Source organism: Paraburkholderia sp. SEWSISQ10-3 4 (assembly GCF_030464785.1).
In the GTDB taxonomy this organism is placed as follows: Bacteria; Pseudomonadota; Gammaproteobacteria; order Burkholderiales; family Burkholderiaceae; genus Paraburkholderia; species Paraburkholderia aspalathi.
The window spans coordinates 180,560-196,954 of record NZ_JALPRI010000006.1; the positions used below are offsets into that span (position 1 = coordinate 180,560).

Annotated in this window: 16 protein-coding genes; 8 read left to right on the forward strand and 8 right to left on the reverse strand. The window is 61.4% G+C overall.

What is annotated here, in order from left to right; genetic code table 11:
* Positions 1 to 70: 70 nt before the first annotated feature.
* From M0D68_RS15735 to M0D68_RS15770, 8 genes are all read left to right on the forward strand, one after another.
* Complete coding sequence (locus M0D68_RS15735) at positions 71 to 2,455, forward strand: TonB-dependent receptor (RefSeq protein WP_266224779.1); 2,385 nt, start codon at positions 71 to 73, stop codon at positions 2,453 to 2,455.
* Positions 2,456 to 2,554: 99 nt separating this feature from the next.
* Positions 2,555 to 4,006 (forward strand): PepSY domain-containing protein, encoded by a 1,452-nt coding sequence (locus M0D68_RS15740; protein WP_266224781.1) that lies wholly within the window; start codon positions 2,555 to 2,557, stop codon positions 4,004 to 4,006.
* Between the two features lie 36 nt (positions 4,007 to 4,042).
* Positions 4,043 to 4,492, forward strand: coding sequence for a copper chaperone PCu(A)C (locus M0D68_RS15745; RefSeq protein WP_211700507.1), 450 nt, complete (start codon positions 4,043 to 4,045; stop codon positions 4,490 to 4,492).
* Positions 4,493 to 4,651: 159 nt separating this feature from the next.
* Positions 4,652 to 4,915, forward strand: coding sequence for a DUF2282 domain-containing protein (locus M0D68_RS15750; RefSeq protein WP_234487631.1), 264 nt, complete (start codon positions 4,652 to 4,654; stop codon positions 4,913 to 4,915).
* A 34-nt stretch (positions 4,916 to 4,949) separates the two neighbouring features.
* Positions 4,950 to 5,849 (forward strand): DUF692 domain-containing protein, encoded by a 900-nt coding sequence (locus M0D68_RS15755; protein ID WP_266224783.1) that lies wholly within the window; start codon positions 4,950 to 4,952, stop codon positions 5,847 to 5,849.
* Positions 5,850 to 5,862: 13 nt separating this feature from the next.
* Positions 5,863 to 6,684: a DNA-binding domain-containing protein gene (locus tag M0D68_RS15760; protein ID WP_266224784.1), complete on the forward strand. Its 822-nt coding sequence runs from the start codon at positions 5,863 to 5,865 to the stop codon at positions 6,682 to 6,684.
* 158 nt (positions 6,685 to 6,842) lie between these two features.
* Entirely contained in the window at positions 6,843 to 7,637 is a 795-nt protein-coding gene (locus M0D68_RS15765) for a DeoR/GlpR family DNA-binding transcription regulator (RefSeq protein WP_200651411.1), read from the forward strand.
* Positions 7,634 to 8,812 carry an MFS transporter gene (locus tag M0D68_RS15770; RefSeq protein WP_266224786.1) on the forward strand — a complete coding sequence of 393 codons (1,179 nt, stop codon included), beginning with the start codon at positions 7,634 to 7,636 and terminating at the stop codon, positions 8,810 to 8,812. Before M0D68_RS15765 ends, M0D68_RS15770 begins: the two co-directional genes overlap by 4 nt.
* Here M0D68_RS15770 and M0D68_RS15775 read toward each other — a convergent pair.
* The 8 genes from M0D68_RS15775 to M0D68_RS15810 all read right to left on the reverse strand — a co-directional run bounded on the left by M0D68_RS15775 (position 8,809) and on the right by M0D68_RS15810 (position 16,385).
* On the reverse strand, positions 8,809 to 9,438 hold the full coding sequence (locus M0D68_RS15775) for an isoprenylcysteine carboxylmethyltransferase family protein (RefSeq protein ID WP_266224788.1): 630 nt from the start codon (positions 9,436 to 9,438) through the stop codon (positions 8,809 to 8,811). The genes M0D68_RS15770 and M0D68_RS15775 overlap by 4 nt on opposite strands.
* 94 nt (positions 9,439 to 9,532) lie before the next feature.
* Positions 9,533 to 10,870 carry a vWA domain-containing protein gene (locus tag M0D68_RS15780; protein ID WP_093637846.1) on the reverse strand — a complete coding sequence of 446 codons (1,338 nt, stop codon included), beginning with the start codon at positions 10,868 to 10,870 and terminating at the stop codon, positions 9,533 to 9,535.
* A gap of 49 nt (positions 10,871 to 10,919) precedes the next feature.
* On the reverse strand, positions 10,920 to 11,552 hold the full coding sequence (locus M0D68_RS15785; protein WP_093637843.1) for a TadE/TadG family type IV pilus assembly protein: 633 nt from the start codon (positions 11,550 to 11,552) through the stop codon (positions 10,920 to 10,922).
* 1 nt (position 11,553) lies between these two features.
* Entirely contained in the window at positions 11,554 to 12,069 is a 516-nt protein-coding gene (locus M0D68_RS15790) for a TadE/TadG family type IV pilus assembly protein (protein WP_093637840.1), read from the reverse strand.
* A complete protein-coding gene (locus M0D68_RS15795) occupies positions 12,066 to 12,932 on the reverse strand; it encodes a sterol desaturase family protein (RefSeq protein ID WP_093637837.1) in 867 nt (288 codons plus the stop codon). Before M0D68_RS15795 ends, M0D68_RS15790 begins: the two co-directional genes overlap by 4 nt.
* Positions 12,933 to 12,966: 34 nt before the next feature.
* The gene (locus M0D68_RS15800; protein ID WP_093637834.1) at positions 12,967 to 13,935 is read right to left on the reverse strand and encodes a type II secretion system F family protein; all 969 of its coding nucleotides are present in this window, start codon (positions 13,933 to 13,935) and stop codon (positions 12,967 to 12,969) included.
* A 52-nt stretch (positions 13,936 to 13,987) separates the two neighbouring features.
* The gene (locus tag M0D68_RS15805; protein WP_093637831.1) at positions 13,988 to 14,965 is read right to left on the reverse strand and encodes a type II secretion system F family protein; all 978 of its coding nucleotides are present in this window, start codon (positions 14,963 to 14,965) and stop codon (positions 13,988 to 13,990) included.
* Between the two features lie 34 nt (positions 14,966 to 14,999).
* A complete protein-coding gene (locus tag M0D68_RS15810) occupies positions 15,000 to 16,385 on the reverse strand; it encodes a CpaF family protein (RefSeq protein ID WP_266224792.1) in 1,386 nt (461 codons plus the stop codon).
* Between the last annotated feature and the right edge of the window lie 10 nt (positions 16,386 to 16,395).

Below are 16,395 nucleotides of genomic sequence, written 5' to 3' on the forward strand. Positions count from 1 at the left end.
CTGATCGCGCATTTGCCGCACCCGTTGAGGGGGCGCGCGATCGCCTGTTCAATGCATCAAGGAAACGTTCATGCTCAACTTCGCTTTGCGAAGGCTGCCTCTTTGCGCCCGCCGCGGCGCCCGGCGCATTCCATCCGGCCGGCGGCCGCTGTCGCATTTCCCGGCTTATTTTTCTGCGCTAGTTCCGGCCTTGGCGCCGGCATTTATCGCCTCCCCGGCTCACGCGGATAGCGCGTCCGCCGACGCCACGCTACCTGCCGTCAGCGTTACCGCCAGTGCCAATTCCGTCGCCAACCCGCGCGCCGTCGACCCTAATCTGCCGGCTTCGGTCGAAACCGTAACGCGCGAACAGTTCGACAACTGGAACGTCGTCAATACCGAAGACGTGTTGAAGTACATGCCGAACCTTGCCGTGCGCAAGCGTTTTATCGGCGATCTGAACTCGATCATCGCCGTACGCGGCACCAGCAATTCGCAGAGCGCACGCGGTCTCGTCTATGCGGACGGCCTCCTGCTCAGTAATCTGCTCGGCAATAGTTATTCGTTTCCGCCCCGCTGGTCGATGGTGTTTCCCGACGAGATCCAGCAGGTCGACGTGATCTATGGGCCGTTTTCCGCGCTCTATCCGGGCAATTCGCTAGGCGCCACGGTGCTCATCAGCACCCGCATGCCGAAGAAGTTCGAAGCCGACGCGGACGTCAAAGCCTTCACCCAGCACTTCAGCCTGTTCGGTGTGAATCAGAATTTCAACGGCAGCGAGGCAAGCGCGTCGATCGGCGATCAGATCGGGAAGTTCTCGTATCGGTTGGGCGTGAATCACCTTGAGAACACGAGCCAGCCGCTGCAATTCGCCACGCTCGCCAAGTCAAATACGCCCGCGAAAGCCGGAGACACACCGGTGACCGGCGCGTACTTCTACAACAACCAGACCAATACGCCGACCGCGGTGCTCGGCGTGAACGGCGAAGGGATCGAACACACGGTACAGGACCAGTTCAAGCTGAAGATGCAGTACGACTTCACGCCGACACTGCAGGCCGCCTTCACACTCGGCTATTGGCACCAGACCTATAACAGCGCGACGTCGAGTTTCCTGCGCGACGCGAACGGCAACCCGGTATACAGCGGCAAGGTCGCGATCGGCGGCTACGAGTACACGATTCCGGCGGCCGCCCTCGCCCCGAGCCTCGGCTACAGCGAGAACTGGTTATACGGGCTCACGCTGAAAACCCGCAACGCCACCGGCTGGAATGGCGAAGCAATCGCTTCGTACTACGACGTCGGCAACAGCGTGGCGCGCACCGCGAATTCGGGCGCGCCGGGCAACGGCCCCGGCACGGTGATCTTCGGCGACGGCACCGGCTGGAAAACGCTCGATCTGCGCACCACCTACACACCCGTCACGCCGCAAGCGGGCCTGACGAGTCATGCGCTGAGCTTCGGCTATCACTACGACAACTATTTCCTCGACAACGAGAGCTACAACACGCTGAACTGGCGCGATGGCGCGGCGACCTCGTTTGCCAATGCTTTCAAGGGCAAGACGCAGACCCAGGCGCTGTACGCCCAGGATGCCTGGCACTTTCTGCCGCGCTGGAAGCTGGTCTACGGCGTACGGTACGAAGACTGGCAAGCCTACGGCGGCTCGCAGGCGCTACCGGGCAAGGCGTTCCCGTATAGCGACGCGAACCAGCATCACTTTTCGCCGAAAGCCTCGTTGTCGTTCGATGTCACTGACGATCTGAGCTTGCGCGCATCGATTGGCCGCGCCTATCGGTTTCCGACGGTGGGTGAGATGTTCCAGGGGCAAATCAACGGCTCCTCGATCATCAACAACAATCCGAACCTGAAGCCCGAAGACGATCTCTCGAAGGAGTTGACCGCTGAATGGGCGCACTGGAATGGCGTGTTCCGCTTCTCGCTGTTTCAGGACGACGTGAAGAACACGATCTTCAGTCAGACCGATACGACCGTGATTCCAAATGTGACGAATTTCCAGAACATCGGCAAGGTGCGCTCGCGTGGCGTCGAAACGAGCTACTCGGGACAGGATGTATTCGTGCGTGGTCTCGATCTGCTGGCGAGCGTGGCGTACACGCAGTCGAAGATCATCGCGAATGCGCAGAACCCGGCCACCGTCGGCAAGTACTTCTATCGGATTCCGCTGTGGCGCGCGAATCTCGCCGCGACGTATCACATCGACGAACGCGCAGCGATCACGCTTGCCGCGCGCTACTCCGGCCTTGAATACAACACGCTCACCAATACCGACACGAATCCCGATGTATTCGGCGGCACCAGTTCGTACACGGTGGCGGACGCGAAATTCACGTTCAAGCCGACGAAGCTGAGTGAAGTTGGTATCGGCGTCGACAACCTGTTTGACGCGCGCTACTTCGTCTATCACCCGTATCCGGGCCGCACGTTTTACGTCGAAGCAAAGTTGCGTATGTGAACACGCGATTGGCATGCGCGGTTTGCACTCGTGAGTTGCAAACCAGCGCGTGCATCACTGCGCAAACCGATCGACCCATTTTTGCTTCAGGAGGATTGAATGTCCACCACCACCGCACAACGCGCGACCTCGGCAACAGGCGCAGCGAATGCCGGCTACCGAACGCTCTGGCGCTGGCACTTTTACGCAGGTCTCTTTGTGATGCCGTTTCTGGTCGTGCTTGCGATCACCGGCACGCTGTATTGCTTCCAGCCGCAAATCGAACCGCTGCTTTACCCGCACCGCCTGATCGTCGAACCGCAAGCCACGCCAAGGCTCACTGAAGACGCGTTGCTCGCCAAAGCCCGCGCGGCGATGCCGACCGATGCGCGCGCGGTGACGGCTCCTATCGCGAGCGCACCGGATCGCAGCACCGAGTTCATTTTTCGCCTCGCCGACGGCGAAAAACAGAGTGTCTATCTGAACCCCTACACCGGCGAAGTATTGGGCACGCTAAGCGTCGAGCGCCGCTTCATGCAGGTGGACCGCATGCTTCACCGCAAGCTGCTGCTCGGCAAACCAGGCGAATTGCTGATGGAGTTGGCCGCGTGCTGGACGCTGGTGATGATCGGCACCGGCATCGCACTCTGGTGGCCGCGCGGGAAGACCACCGCACGTGCTGTGCTGGTGCCGCGTTTCTCGCTGCAAGGACGCGCGCTTTGGAAGAATCTTCACGCCGTGATGGGTATCTGGCTCGCGCTCGGTGCGCTCATTTTCGTGCTGAGCGGTCTGCCGTGGACAGGCTCATGGGGTAAGCAGTTCAAGGCGCTCGCAACCTCTGTCAATCTTGGCGCGCCGCCAGGTTCGTGGGGCGGTTTGCCGTTGCGTTCTGTCCTGCCGGGAGCGCGTGGTGAAACGCAAGCCGCGCACGGCGCTGATCAGGCGAACATGGACTCGATGCCGGGCATGGTGATGGACGATTTGCCGTTGCCGCTCACGCCATGGGCCGTCGGCAACACGCCGGTGCCGCAATCCGCCGACGCACACGCGGCGCAAGCGCTGCCGCTCGGACGCATCGTCGCCCTCGTCGCATCGCTCGGTGTCCAGAGCGGCTACGGCATCGTGCTGCCGTCATCCGCTACGGGCGTCTACACCGTCTCGTACTTTCCCGCCGACCCGAAAGACGAGCGCACGCTGTACATCGACCAATACAGCGGCACGGTGCTGAAAGACATCCGCTACGGCGATTACGGCGCGGTGTCGAAAGCCGTGTCGTACGGCACGTCGTTGCATATGGGCCGCTATTTCGGCGTCGCCAATCAGATCCTCTGCGCTGCGATTTCGCTTGGGCTCGCGGGAATGGCCGTGACCGGCTGCGTGATGTGGTGGAAGCGACGCCCGCAGCGCTCGCTCGGCGCACCCTCGCGCGAACGTGCCGCACCGCCGATGCGTGGCTGGAAAACCAGTCTCGTTCTGCTCGGTATCGTCTTTCCGTTGATGGGCGCCACGTTGCTCGCAGTGTGGCTTGCCGATCGCACGATTTTTGGCCGCGCCACGCGGCAAGCTGCTTAACGCTTCATTTCCGCTGTTAAAAACAAGGAACACCTCATGAAGACAACACGCAAACTTCTCCTCCCCGCCTTGCTGTGCGGATCATCCATTCAGGCCTTCGCCGGTGCCGCTGCAGCCGTGAGCGTATCGGACTGCTGGATCCGCGCGTTGCCGGGCGATCTGCCATCGGGTGGCTATTTCAAGGCCAGCAACACGGGTGATCAGCCCGTCAATCTCACCGGTATCAGCACTGACGCTTTCGGCATGGCCATGCTGCATCAGACGCAAAGCCAGGGCAGCACGTCTTCCATGGCGATGGTCCATCAGGTGGCGGTGCCCGCGCACGGCTCGCTCGTCTTTGCTCCGGGCAACTATCACGTGATGCTGGAGCATCCGAAACAGCCGCTCAAGATCGGCACGACGATCCCGCTGGCGTTCTCATTCAGCGACGGCGAGAAAGTCACCGCCTCCTGTGCCGTGAAAAGCGCGAGTACGATGAGCCAGTAACATGCCGGATAATTAATGTGGCAGGCTTAGAATCGGTTTACACATGGCCGCGGCGCTGCGAATCAGGCGCACCGTCTCAGCCCCGCAGCAGCCCATGGCGAAGCGACGGTTGAAATGGTGCGGCGAGCGATCCACCGCCGCTTACTCAGGAGAAGCAAATTGAACTCGAAACTTAGCCGGCCGGCATTGATCGCCGCGGCCCTCGCAGGACTCGCCGCCACCGGCATCAGCGCAGCGCATGCGGACGAGAAGGTTCAGTGCTTTGGCATCGCCAAGGCCGGTCAGAACGACTGTGCGAGCAAGACCGGTGTGCACGGCTGCGCCGGTGAGGCCAAGGTCGACAACGACAAAGGCGACTTCAAGACCGTGCCGAAAGGAACCTGCCAGAAGATGGGCGGCAAGTTCGACGAGCAGCATTCCTGATGCGGATGCGGCGCTCCTGTGCCAGTCCGGGCCCATGATGCATCCCCTCGTCCCTTCTGCCTGCGCGCCGCCCGGCATCGGAATCGGGTTGCGCCATGCTCATTACCGCGACTTCCTCGACGCTACGCCTGCGGTCGACTGGGTCGAGGTGCACAGTGAAAACTATTTCGGCGACGGCGGCTTCGACCTGCACGTGCTCGACACCGTGCGACGCGACCTGCCTGTCAGTTTGCACGGGGTCGGTCTCGGCCTTGGCTCGACGAAGCCACTCGACCTCGCTCACGTTGCGAAGCTCAAACGTCTGATCGAGCGGATCGAGCCGGCTGCCGTCTCCGAACATCTTTGCTGGGGCGCGACATCGGCTGGCCATCTGAACGATCTTTTGCCGATGCCTTTGACCGAGGCGGCGCTCTCGCTGCTCACTTCGCGTGTCAGCGAATTGCAGGACGCGCTCGGCCGGCCGGTTCTACTGGAAAACGTCTCCACGTACGTTCGATTCCGCGACGATCAGTACGGCGAGACTGCATTTCTTGCCGAACTTGCGTCACGCACGGGTTGCGGCGTATTGCTCGACGTGAACAACCTATACGTGAACCAATGCAATCATGGAGAGGACGCCGTCGCGGCCATGAACGCGCTGACGATCGGCACGATTGGCGAGATTCATCTCGCGGGTCATCGTGTAACGGACATCGCCGTCATCGACGATCACGGCTCACGCGTCACCAACGAAGTCTGGGCGCTCTATGAATACGCACTGCAGCGGTTCGGCACGATACCGACGCTGATCGAGTGGGATACCGATGTACCGGCGTTAAGCGTCTTACTCAATGAAGCGGGTCGCGCACGTGATATTCAGAACACCGTGCACGCCACGCGATCGACCCTCACCCCTTCGACTCAACACGACGCCGGCGATGCGCACGCCGCTTGAGTCACTGCAGCGCATGTTCGCTGAATCCCTGGAGGGCGAACAGCGGCCTGTGCTTTCGCAGCTGCAATGCACGGGGCGCGGGGTCGATCATGCGCAAGGTCGCGCTGAGAGCCCTGCATGTGCCGCTGAACAAACACCTTGCTTTAGCGGCATCGAGCTCACGGGCAATCTGCGCGAGCGCGTCGATCTCTATCGGAGCAGCGTTCGCGCCAATCGGCGGACTGCACTCGCGAGCGCCTATCCCGTCTTGTTGGTGTTAGTCGGTGAAGCCTACTTCAATGCGCTGTCGGTGGCTTACGCAGAAGCCCATCCGTCACAGAGCGGCGACCTCAATCGTTTCGGCGCAGCGCTACCGGCTTTCATCGAAACCTACGAACAGGCTCCCCGTTTCCGTTATTTCGCCGACCTCGCGCGTCTCGAATGGTCGCTGCATCTGGCCTACTTTGCCGCGGACGCCAACGTGCTTACGCCAGCGGAATGGGCCGTCATCCTCCCCGAAGATTTGCTCGAAGCGAAACTGGCCGTTCATCCCGCCTGCGCGCTCATCTCGTCGCGCTATGCGATCGCCGATATCTGGGCAGCGCATCAGCCAGGTGGCTCCTTTCCGGCAAATCTCGAGTCACCGACCGATGCACTGGTTGTGCGACCGCAGTGGCAGCCGCAGATACTCGTTCAATGCGCCGCCGCGCATGCGGCTTTCAATGCGTTGCAACGTGGAACGACGCTCAACGAAGCGCTCGACTCGGCATTCGCAATCGATGCCGAATTCAATTTCACGTCGCAATGGCGCGCGTGGATCGCGGCCTCGGCGATTACAGGCCTCCAGCCCTGTTAAGCAGATTGCAGACCGCCCCGCCGGCGCCGACGCAAACGCTTTACGACCTGCCGAATCCGTCCCTTCAGAAGAATTTCGACTGCACCGTTGCTCGCCCTGCTCGTTTACGTTAAATTATGCTCGATTATGATCGTTTCGCAATCGAGCAAGGTGAAGTCATGCAACGAACGAGGCAGGACGCAGTGGACGGGCTTCTGCCCGAGGAGCGGGAACAGCTGATTTTGGAACGGTTGCGTGCTCAAGGCCGCGTATTGGCATCCGAACTCGCTGCCGAACTCCAAACATCTGAACATACGGTCCGCCGTCATTTGCGCGAACTGGCCGACCAGGGTCATTGCAAGCGCGTGTACGGCGGCGCCCTGCTGATCTCGCCTGCCGGCGTAGACGCCTCGGTCCGCATGCACGAAGCCGTGGATCGGAAGGCCTCTCTCGCGGTCGTCGCGGCGTCCATCGTCCGGCCCAAACAGATCATTTTGCTGGACACCGGGTCGACGAATGTCGCGATCGCCGCGGCGCTCCCGGACAACGCGGATCTAACCGTCGTGACTAACTCGCCCGAGGCTTGCGCGCGTCTCCTGAACCGGCCTGGCTTCGAGATCATTCTTATCGGCGGGCGCATCGCTCAGCATGCAGCCGGCGCGACCGGCGCCACCGCCTTGCTGCAGATCCAGCAGATCAAGGCCGACCTCTGCTTTCTGGGTGCGTGCGCGTTCGATACAGATGAAGGAGTCGCCGCGTTCGACGCTGAAGAGGCCGAACTCAAACGGGCGATGGTGCAGGCAAGCAGCCAGGTCGCTATCGCCGTGACGTCGGAAAAACTGATGACCGCTGCGCCGTTTTACGTTGCGCCGGCGCGCGCCGTGGACCATCTATTCGTCGAAGCGGATGTGACGGCCGCGCGGCGTACCCAACTCGCAGCGGTGTGCGACAACGTGATGGTGGCGCGCTCATGAAAACTCTCGTTACTCCGATCAGCACACCGCTCATGAAACCGCTCAAGGAGCGGGTGGCCACCCTCGGCGTGTTTCTCGCCAACGGATTCGGGATCGGCGCCTGGGCAGTCGAAGTGCCGCGTATCAAGGAAAGCCTGTCGCTCAGCGACACTTCGTTGGGGATCGCGTTATTCGCCTTCGCGCTGGGGGCCATCATCGCGATGCCGTTGGCCGGACAGTTGGCGCCGCGCTTCGGCAGCGGCCGGGCCACCGCGCTGCTCGGCGCTGCGTTTGTTATCGCGCTGCCGCTCCCCGCGTTCGCACCGAACCTGGCGACGCTGGGCATCGTGCTCCTCCTGCTAGGTGCGGCGAACGGCGCGCTCGACGTCTCGATGAACGGCCACGCCAGCACGATCGAAACGCAATGGAAGTCGCCCATCATGTCCTCGTTTCATGCGGCGTGGAGCGCGGGCGGCCTGCTCGGCGCGGCGACGGGCGCCATGCTGCAGAAAAATGGCGTCGGCGTGATCGGTGGTCTCGTGCTGCCGGCCGTGTTCATCGCCGTCCTCATGGCCGCCGCCGCGGCGCTGGCGTTGCGCGATCTTGGTCCGCGCGCGGCCGCGTCCTCGAGTGGCTTCGCGTTGCCCAACGCCAAAGTGATGAAGCTTGCGCTGCTCGCGTTCCTTTGCATGATGGTGGAAGGCGCGGTAGCTGACTGGAGCGCGGTGTATTTGCGCGCTACCTTGACCGAAGCGGCCAGCGTCGCGGCGGTCGGCTATTCCGCGTTTGCGTTCTCGATGGCGGCTTGCCGCATCGTCGGCGATGTGTCCGTGCGGCGCTTCGGTTCGAGCAAGGTGATCGGCTTCGGCGGCCTGCTGGCGGCGGCTGGACTCGCGCTGGTGTTGAGCCTACCCACCGTACTCACGGCTTGCGTGGGCTTTGCCATGGTCGGCGTCGGCCTCGCGAATATCGTCCCGGTGATTTTCAGTGCGGCGGGCCGCTCGACCGTGACGCCGGCTGTCGGTGTTTCGATGGCGGCCACGGCGGGTTATGCCGGCTTTCTGGTGGGGCCGCCGTTGATCGGACTCGGTGCGGGTTTGCTTGGCTTGCGCGTGGCGTTATGCGTGCTCGTCGTGGCTACTATGATCGTTTGTATGACGGGTGGCAAAGCGGTGCGTGGTGGGAGTGCTGGTTAGAACACGCCGGGAATCACGCGATAACGTACCCGCCCCTTGTACGTCCGATAACTTTCGTCAGCCGATAGAAGCTGCTCTTCCCGCACGATCCGTCCGACCTGCAAGGCAAACTGGCAGCCGTACACCAGAAGGTTTTGCAGGCCGAAGTTCACCAGCAGAAAGCCGATGTCGGTGATGAAGTAACCCAGATACATCGGATGACGCACGAAGCGATACGCGCCGCGCGATACGACGCCACGGTTCGCCGGCAAGATGCCGAATGAACGGCGCAGCGACGCCTTCGCGAACAGTTGCCAGAGAATCCCCAGCAGTTGCAACGATGCGCCGACCATCTCAGGCACCAGTTGCGCGCCGGGTGCAAGACGCACGGCGAGGAAGTAATACGTGCCGCCCATCGAACAGACGAACGCGAACAGCCGCCAGTCGCGCTTCATCGGCACGCGCGAAAACAGCGAAAGACCGACTGTCACGCACGCGGCCACCACCAGCAAAAGCAGCGTGATCCGCGAGGGCGCCGCACGCCACTGCACGATCGCGGCGTAGGCGAACAGGCTCAGCATCGTCGCGGCGCCAGCCCGTGCTGTGATTTCCACCAGCGCGCGGCGCAAGCCGGTGGACTCGCTCATATCGGCAGCGGATGCTTGAGGCAAAGCTGCCGCGTCCACAGGGCTGGGCGAGAGAGGCAGATCCTGAAAAGATGTCGTCGGTGTCATAGCGCGCTCACTTGGAAATGCGGAGAATTTGCGAGGCCAGTTGCGAAAAGCACGGCTTCAGATCGGCCGGTGTCGCGGCGTAGCAAAACACGCCGACCGGTTGTGCCGGGTTGTAGCAACGTGGCAGAGAATCCGGCGTGTTGGCCATGCATTTGAGAACATCCTCGCCCAGTTCGTTGTCCGGGCCGGCCGGCGCGACGAGTTCGGGTCCATAGCCGAGTGTGAACACATACGTGCCCTCAATACGCGCCTGCGCCGCCATCGCTTCGAGCAGATTGCGCGACGCGCGATTGACGTTCACATACGTGATGTTGCCATTCGGCACAGCGCGCGGTGCGGTTACGGGCCAGATCGGAAAGATCTGTTCGTTGACGTTGTGCGCGTTGTACCACTTCGGCATGGCGGTGACGAGCTTCGTCACGTTGCTCTGGAAGCACGGCGAGCCCAGCGCCTGATTCAGCGCGTTCATGTTGTACAGGCCCGACATCGTCCCCGCGCTATCAGGGCTCGCGATCGTACCGGCCGTGTTATTGCAGCCGCTCTGATTCGTCGTGAAGAACGACGAGAAGCTATTCGGTGCACCGTCCGAGAAGAACACGATCACTCGCAGACTGGACGGTTGCGTGATCACCGTATTCAACTGGTTGCGCGCATTCCAGATCGCTTCAGCTGAATTGGTGCTGCCGTTGAAGGTGTATTTGTTGATATCGGCGTCCATCGCCGTGCGATCGAAGCCGCGTGTATTGCCGTTGAACGGCACATCCACCACGGTGCCGTACGCGAAGTGCATCAGCGCCACGCGATCGTTGGTCACATCGAAATTGTTCAGGAACGCAACCGCATTCGAGCGCACCGCAGCCGGCACGCCGGACGTGTTCAGCGAGCCGGTGTTATCGATCACGAACGCCATATCCAGCGTCTTGCGGATCGCCTGCGACGAGGCACTCACGTTCAGCACCTTGAAGCCGAGCGTCTGCATGAACGTGACTGGCACGCTCGCCTGCGCCGCCATGTCGATCGTGACCGTACCGGCGTTGAACACGATTGACGGCGTTCCTGCCGTCACTGTCGAGCCGAGAAAACCCGCCGGATAATTTGCCGCGAAGAATGCCGTTGCCGCTTGCTGCGCGTTGGCGGTCTGCTCTGTCTGGTTGTTGCCGCGCGTGACTGCCTCGCCGGCGGCGATCACCGCGCCGTCGGTAGCGGCGTCGAGCCGCGCCTTGATCATGTAGCCGAAACCGGAGTCCACCGCGAGCCCGAGAATGCCCAGCAACGCAATCAGCGACACCGCCACGATGATGCTGACCGATCCCTTTTGCCGTTTATGTGCCGCTATTCTTTTCATTGAATCCCCCGACCTGCGCTTTATTATTTTGAGTCAGTACCTGCTTGAATCAGAACACCGTCATCGCATAGAGATTCGGCGAGAGCGCCGGTGTTTTGACGCCGTTGCCCAGATCCAGTGAACCAAGCAGCGGTGTTTGCAAATAAAACGTCTCGACTGCATAGGCGATCTGGCCATCGGAAAGCTTTCCTTGTAGCAGGTTCACCACCGGCGACTTGGCCCCCGCCGCCGGAATGCCGCTGCAACTGCCGCTGCCGTCCGTCGCCCAGCGTGTGCCGCTGTTGCCGCAACTCCACAGTTGGCTCGCCGGGAAATAATTGCCGCCGTTCCAGCGATACTGGGCGACCACGACGCCTGTGCAGTTATTGCCGTTGCTGTCGCAGTTGTTGTTGCCCATGATTTCGGTGATGTAGATCATTCCGTGCGCGTTCATGTCCAGCGGCGGAGTGGTCGAAGTCAACGACGACATGATGGTCTGCATCGGATACGTGAGCGATGCGCGCGACGACAGGCTCGCACCCTCGCGGCTTACGTTGATCAGTATCATCTGCGCCTGAATGTTGCGCGCGATGTCGTAGACGGGCAATGCGAGCGCCACCAGCATCGGCAGCAACAGCGCCATTTCCACGCTGACGATGCCTCTGGTTGCGTGGCGGCCTCTTGGCGAAGAACGGGTGCGCATGTCAGAATCCCTCGTTACGCATCGTCGCCGCGACGCTGAAACTGAACTGGCCGTTGGCAAAAAACGGCTTGACCAGCGGTGTCAGCAACGGCCAGATGCAATTGATCTGCAACACGACGATGTCGCCCGGATTGCCGAACATGCCAGTGCTGTAACTGGTCTGCGTGTTGTAGGTTTGGGCTGCGCCGTTGATGGTGATCACATAGCTCGGCGAAACGAGCGTGTAGAGTCCCATCGAGCTGTCCTTGATCTCCTGCACGATCGCCAGATAGCGCTGCTGATTGGTTGCGTTCGGATCCAGGTTGCTTTGACCGGTCACCGAGTAACGCGCGCCTTCCCGCACCGCGTACTGCATCGTCAGGTTGACCCACAGCGCAACTCCCAGATCCATCGCAATGCACAACAGCAGGAACAGCACCGGCGCGAGCAATGCGAATTCAATTGTCGCTACGCCGCGCTGCTTGCGCGTATCCCGTCGTGCGGATTCCGCACGAGTAACTTTGCAAGTGGCTTTCATTTCGCCTCCTTGTTCAGGATTGCAATGCGCTCGCCGTCCAATCCGGCGCTGCCGCCGGCCTGCGAGCGGAGCGGCCAGCTCAGCGCGCCCAGCAATGAACGCGGTTGTGCGCCGTCGTCCAGACCGGTGGCGGGCCATTCGTGCTTTGCAGGCACCCATAACGTGCCGAACAGGTGGTCCCACAGCGGCAGCAGTTGTGTGAAGTTGTGATCGAAGTGCTCGGCGCGGATCGAATGATGCAAGCGGTGATACTGCGGATTGTTGACCCAGGTCGTGAAGCGGCCCAGGTCGACGCGCAGGTTCATATGCGCAAAATAATTGCCGAACATGAACACGATGGAACTCACGCCGACAATCCACGGCTCGACTTTGAATAGCACGCCGACCACCGGATAGAGCAGACAGCCCTTGATGAACACTTCGAACCAGTGATGCCGGAACGTCACCGTGACATTGAAATCAGCGGCACTGTGGTGCAGCGAATGCAACTTCCAAAGCACGGGCCACGCGTGCTGCAGGCGGTGAAATGCATATTCCAGCAGATCGATCGTCAATACCACGACCACGATGGAGGCCAATGCGCTCCACCCCTGCGAAGCAAGCACGACCCAGCCGCCACCGAGCGCATTGACCACCGCGACGCTGATCACTGCTGTCAGCGGCCGCATTGTCTCTGCGAGCGCCATATACAGCGCCGCGTAGATGAGGTTAAAGCGCATCCCGGCGCGCGATTGCAGCAACTCGACAGGCCAGCGCCGCTCTAGCGACGCGCCCACAGCCATCATCACCAGTGCGAGCGCGTAGCCGCCCAGCCAGTGAGTGGCGTGGCGAAGCAGTTCAGGAAACGGGCTCGACGCGAACATGTAATTCCCCGGTAGATACGGTGCTCTCGATCGCTCAACCACCCGACATGCCAGCCATGGCCGGGTACAGCTGGCGCACGACCTGGATCGCCGACGGACCGACCAGCACGGCCAGAAGCGTCGGAAAAATAAAAAACATCAGAGGAAAGAGCAGTTTTAATGCGATCTTCGCAGCCTGCTCTTCGGCGCGCAAGCGCCGTTTGGTGCGCAAGTTGTCGGTATAAACGCGTAGCGAATCGCCGACGCTAGTGCCGAAGCGGTCCGCCTGAATCAGCATTGCGGCGAGTGTGTCGATATCATCCACGCCGGTGCGCAGCGACAGATTGCGCAACGCCTTGTCGCGACCCGATCCGGCACGCAATTCCAGCAGCACCATCTCGAACTCGTCCTGCAACGTGTGACTCTTGACGCCGATTTCCTGAGTAACACGCATCATCGCCGCGTCGAGCCCGAGACCCGCTTCCACGCACACGGTCATCAGATCGAGCGCGTCGGGCAGGTCTTCGAACAGCTTGCGCTGGCGGGTTTCGATCAGACGCGTGAGCACCAGATTCGGCAAATAGAAACCGACCGCCGACACCCCCAACTCCGCGAGCAACAGCCAGACCCGCTTGTCAGCGTCGAAACTGTTGGCGAGGAAGATCAGCGCGACGACCGGCAGAACGAGCGCCAGCAGCGTCTTTGCGGCGAAATAGATGGCCGGCGCGGACGGCGTGCGAATGCCCGCATTCGCAAAGCGCAGGCGCAGAGCCGACTTGTCCCAGTCGTCTTTCGGAAGCGAAAGCCTGGCGACACGCTCAGATACCTTGGTGACGGTTTCGACCCAGCTCCTCTCTGCACCGAACTCGTCTTCTGCATCGGCATGGTTCGTGGCGCCGGACTGTCCGACCTTCTCGATGCGCTGTTGCACCGGATCGGATTTCAGCAGCATCATCGCTTTCAGCGCGGCACCGAACACGATCAGGAACATCACCCCTAACATAACGATCTGTTCTGTTCTCATGGTCTGCGGGCAGAACCCGCGCTCCTCTTTCCTAACCTTTGGGACCGGCGGTCTAGATATGAATGCGCACGACTTTGCGCATCCACAAGATGCCGAACAGCATCATCGTGATTGCGATACCGGCGAGTTGCACACCCGCCGGGTCTTTCCAGAACACAGTGATGTAACCTGGATTGAGGACCGATAGCAGGCCGAGAATCGCGAACGGCAGGACGCCGAGCACCCATGCCGACAACCGCCCTTCAGCCGACAGCACCCGCACCTTGCCGAGCAGCTTCAACCGCTCGCGAATGATGCCGGCGATGCAGCCGAGAATCTCCGCCAGATTGCCGCCCGCTTCACGCTGAATCAGCACGGCGATCACGAAGTAGCGTAGATCTTCGACCGGTACGCGATTCACCATGTTCAGGAGCGCGTCGTTCATCGACACGCCATAGTTGATCTCGTCGAACGCCAGCGCGAATTCGCCTCCGAGCGGGTCGGGCAGTTCTTCGCCGACCATGCCGAGCGCGGCAGGAAACGAGTGGCCCGCACGCAGTGCACGAGCAATCAGGTCGGCTGCGTCGGGCAACTGGCGTTCGAGTTGCAACACGCGCTTCGCGCGCTTGCGGCGCAGGATCATCATGGGCAGCAGGCTCAGCACCCCTGCCAGAACCGCCATCACCACGGCGGGCACCTGCATCAGGAAACCCAGCACGGCGCCGGCGACGGCGCACAACAGCGTATAGGTGGCAAACCGCGCCACTGACCAGCGCATCCCGGCCTGCTGCAACTGCCGGTCGAGCGTATGTACACGCGGCACACGCAGCAGCAGCCGCGTGACAAACGGCGATTCGCTGAGGAGGCGCTGCTTGAGGATCGACATTTGCTCTTTGCCGACATTACCGCCCGCCGAAAGTGCGCGAAGGCGCTCGTCCATGCGCTTCACGGCCGTGCCGTGACGACTGTTCCAGAACAGATAGACGGCTTCGATCAGCAGCACGATCGCAAGAAACGCCAGCACCGCAAAACCGATAAACGAAGTGTTCATATCCGCCTCCCTGAAGCCATTGTGTTAGGCATGCTCACACCTCGAAGCGCCGTGCCGGATCGAACATCTGGTCCGGCAACGCAATGCCGAAACCCGCCAGCCGCTCGCAGAACTTCGGCCGTACGCCGGTCGCGCAGAAATGCCCTTTGATCATGCCGTTTTCGTCGACGCCGGTCCGCTTGAACGTGAAGATTTCCTGCATGTTGATGATGTCGCCTTCCATGCCGGTGATTTCCTGAATGCTCATCAGCTTGCGGCGGCCGTCGGTCAAACGCGAGGCCTGCACCACTACCGTGATCGCCGATGCGATCTGCTGGCGCACCGCCTTGATTGGCATCGTCAGACCCGCCATGCCCACCATATTCTCGAGCCGCGTCAACGCATCGCGTGGCGTGTTCGCGTGCAGCGTCGCCATTGATCCTTCGTGGCCGGTGTTCATTGCATGCAGCATGTCGAGCGCTTCGGCGCCGCGAACTTCGCCGAGCACGATGCGGTCGGGGCGCATCCGCAACGCGTTGCGTACCAGTGAGCGCTGCGAGATTTCACCTTTGCCTTCGATATTCGGTGGCCGCGTCTCGAGTCGCAGCACGTGTTGCTGGCGCATCTGCAGCTCTGCGGCATCTTCGATCGTAACGACGCGCTCATCTTCAGGAATGAAGCCGGAGAGCAGATTGAGCAACGTCGTCTTCCCGCTGCCCGTGCCGCCCGAAATCAGTACGTTCAGCTTCGATTTGATGAGCGCTTCGAGCAATTGCGCCATCGCGGGCGTAAAGCTCTGGTTGTCAATCATGTCGGCAACCGTCAGCGGATTCACGGCGAAGCGGCGAATCGACACCAGCGGACCGTCGATCGCCGACGGCGGAATGATCGCGTTGACGCGAGAACCGTCGGGCAAACGCGCGTCGACCATCGGCGTGGATTCGTCGATCCGGCGACCCACCCGCGAGACGATGCGCTCGATGATCTTCATCAGATGCGCGTCGTCGTAGAAGGTCACGTCCGTGTGTTCGAGGCGGCCACGCCGCTCCACGTACACGTGCTGCGACGTGTTGACGAGAATGTCGGAGACGGTCGGGTCGCTGAACAGCGGTTCGAGCGGGCCGAGCCCAACCATTTCGTCGTGAACGTCCTGCGCGAGACGGCGGCGCTCGAGCTCGTTCATGGGAATCTTGTCTTCCTCGAGGATCCGCTCCACCAGTTGCGCGAGTTCGCGCTTGATCTGCTCGGGCGACAGGCGTTGCAGCTTGTCGAGTTCGACCCGGTCGATGATCGCCTGATGAACGTTCATCTTGAGTTGCTGGTACGCGCGCCGTGCCGCAAGGCTTTCGGCCGCAACGCCCGCTGCTGCCGCGGTGCTTCCGCTGCTGCCGTCGAACGGCATGGTGACGTTTTGCATCATTAACTGTTCGCGCAATGACATGGTGCTCTCC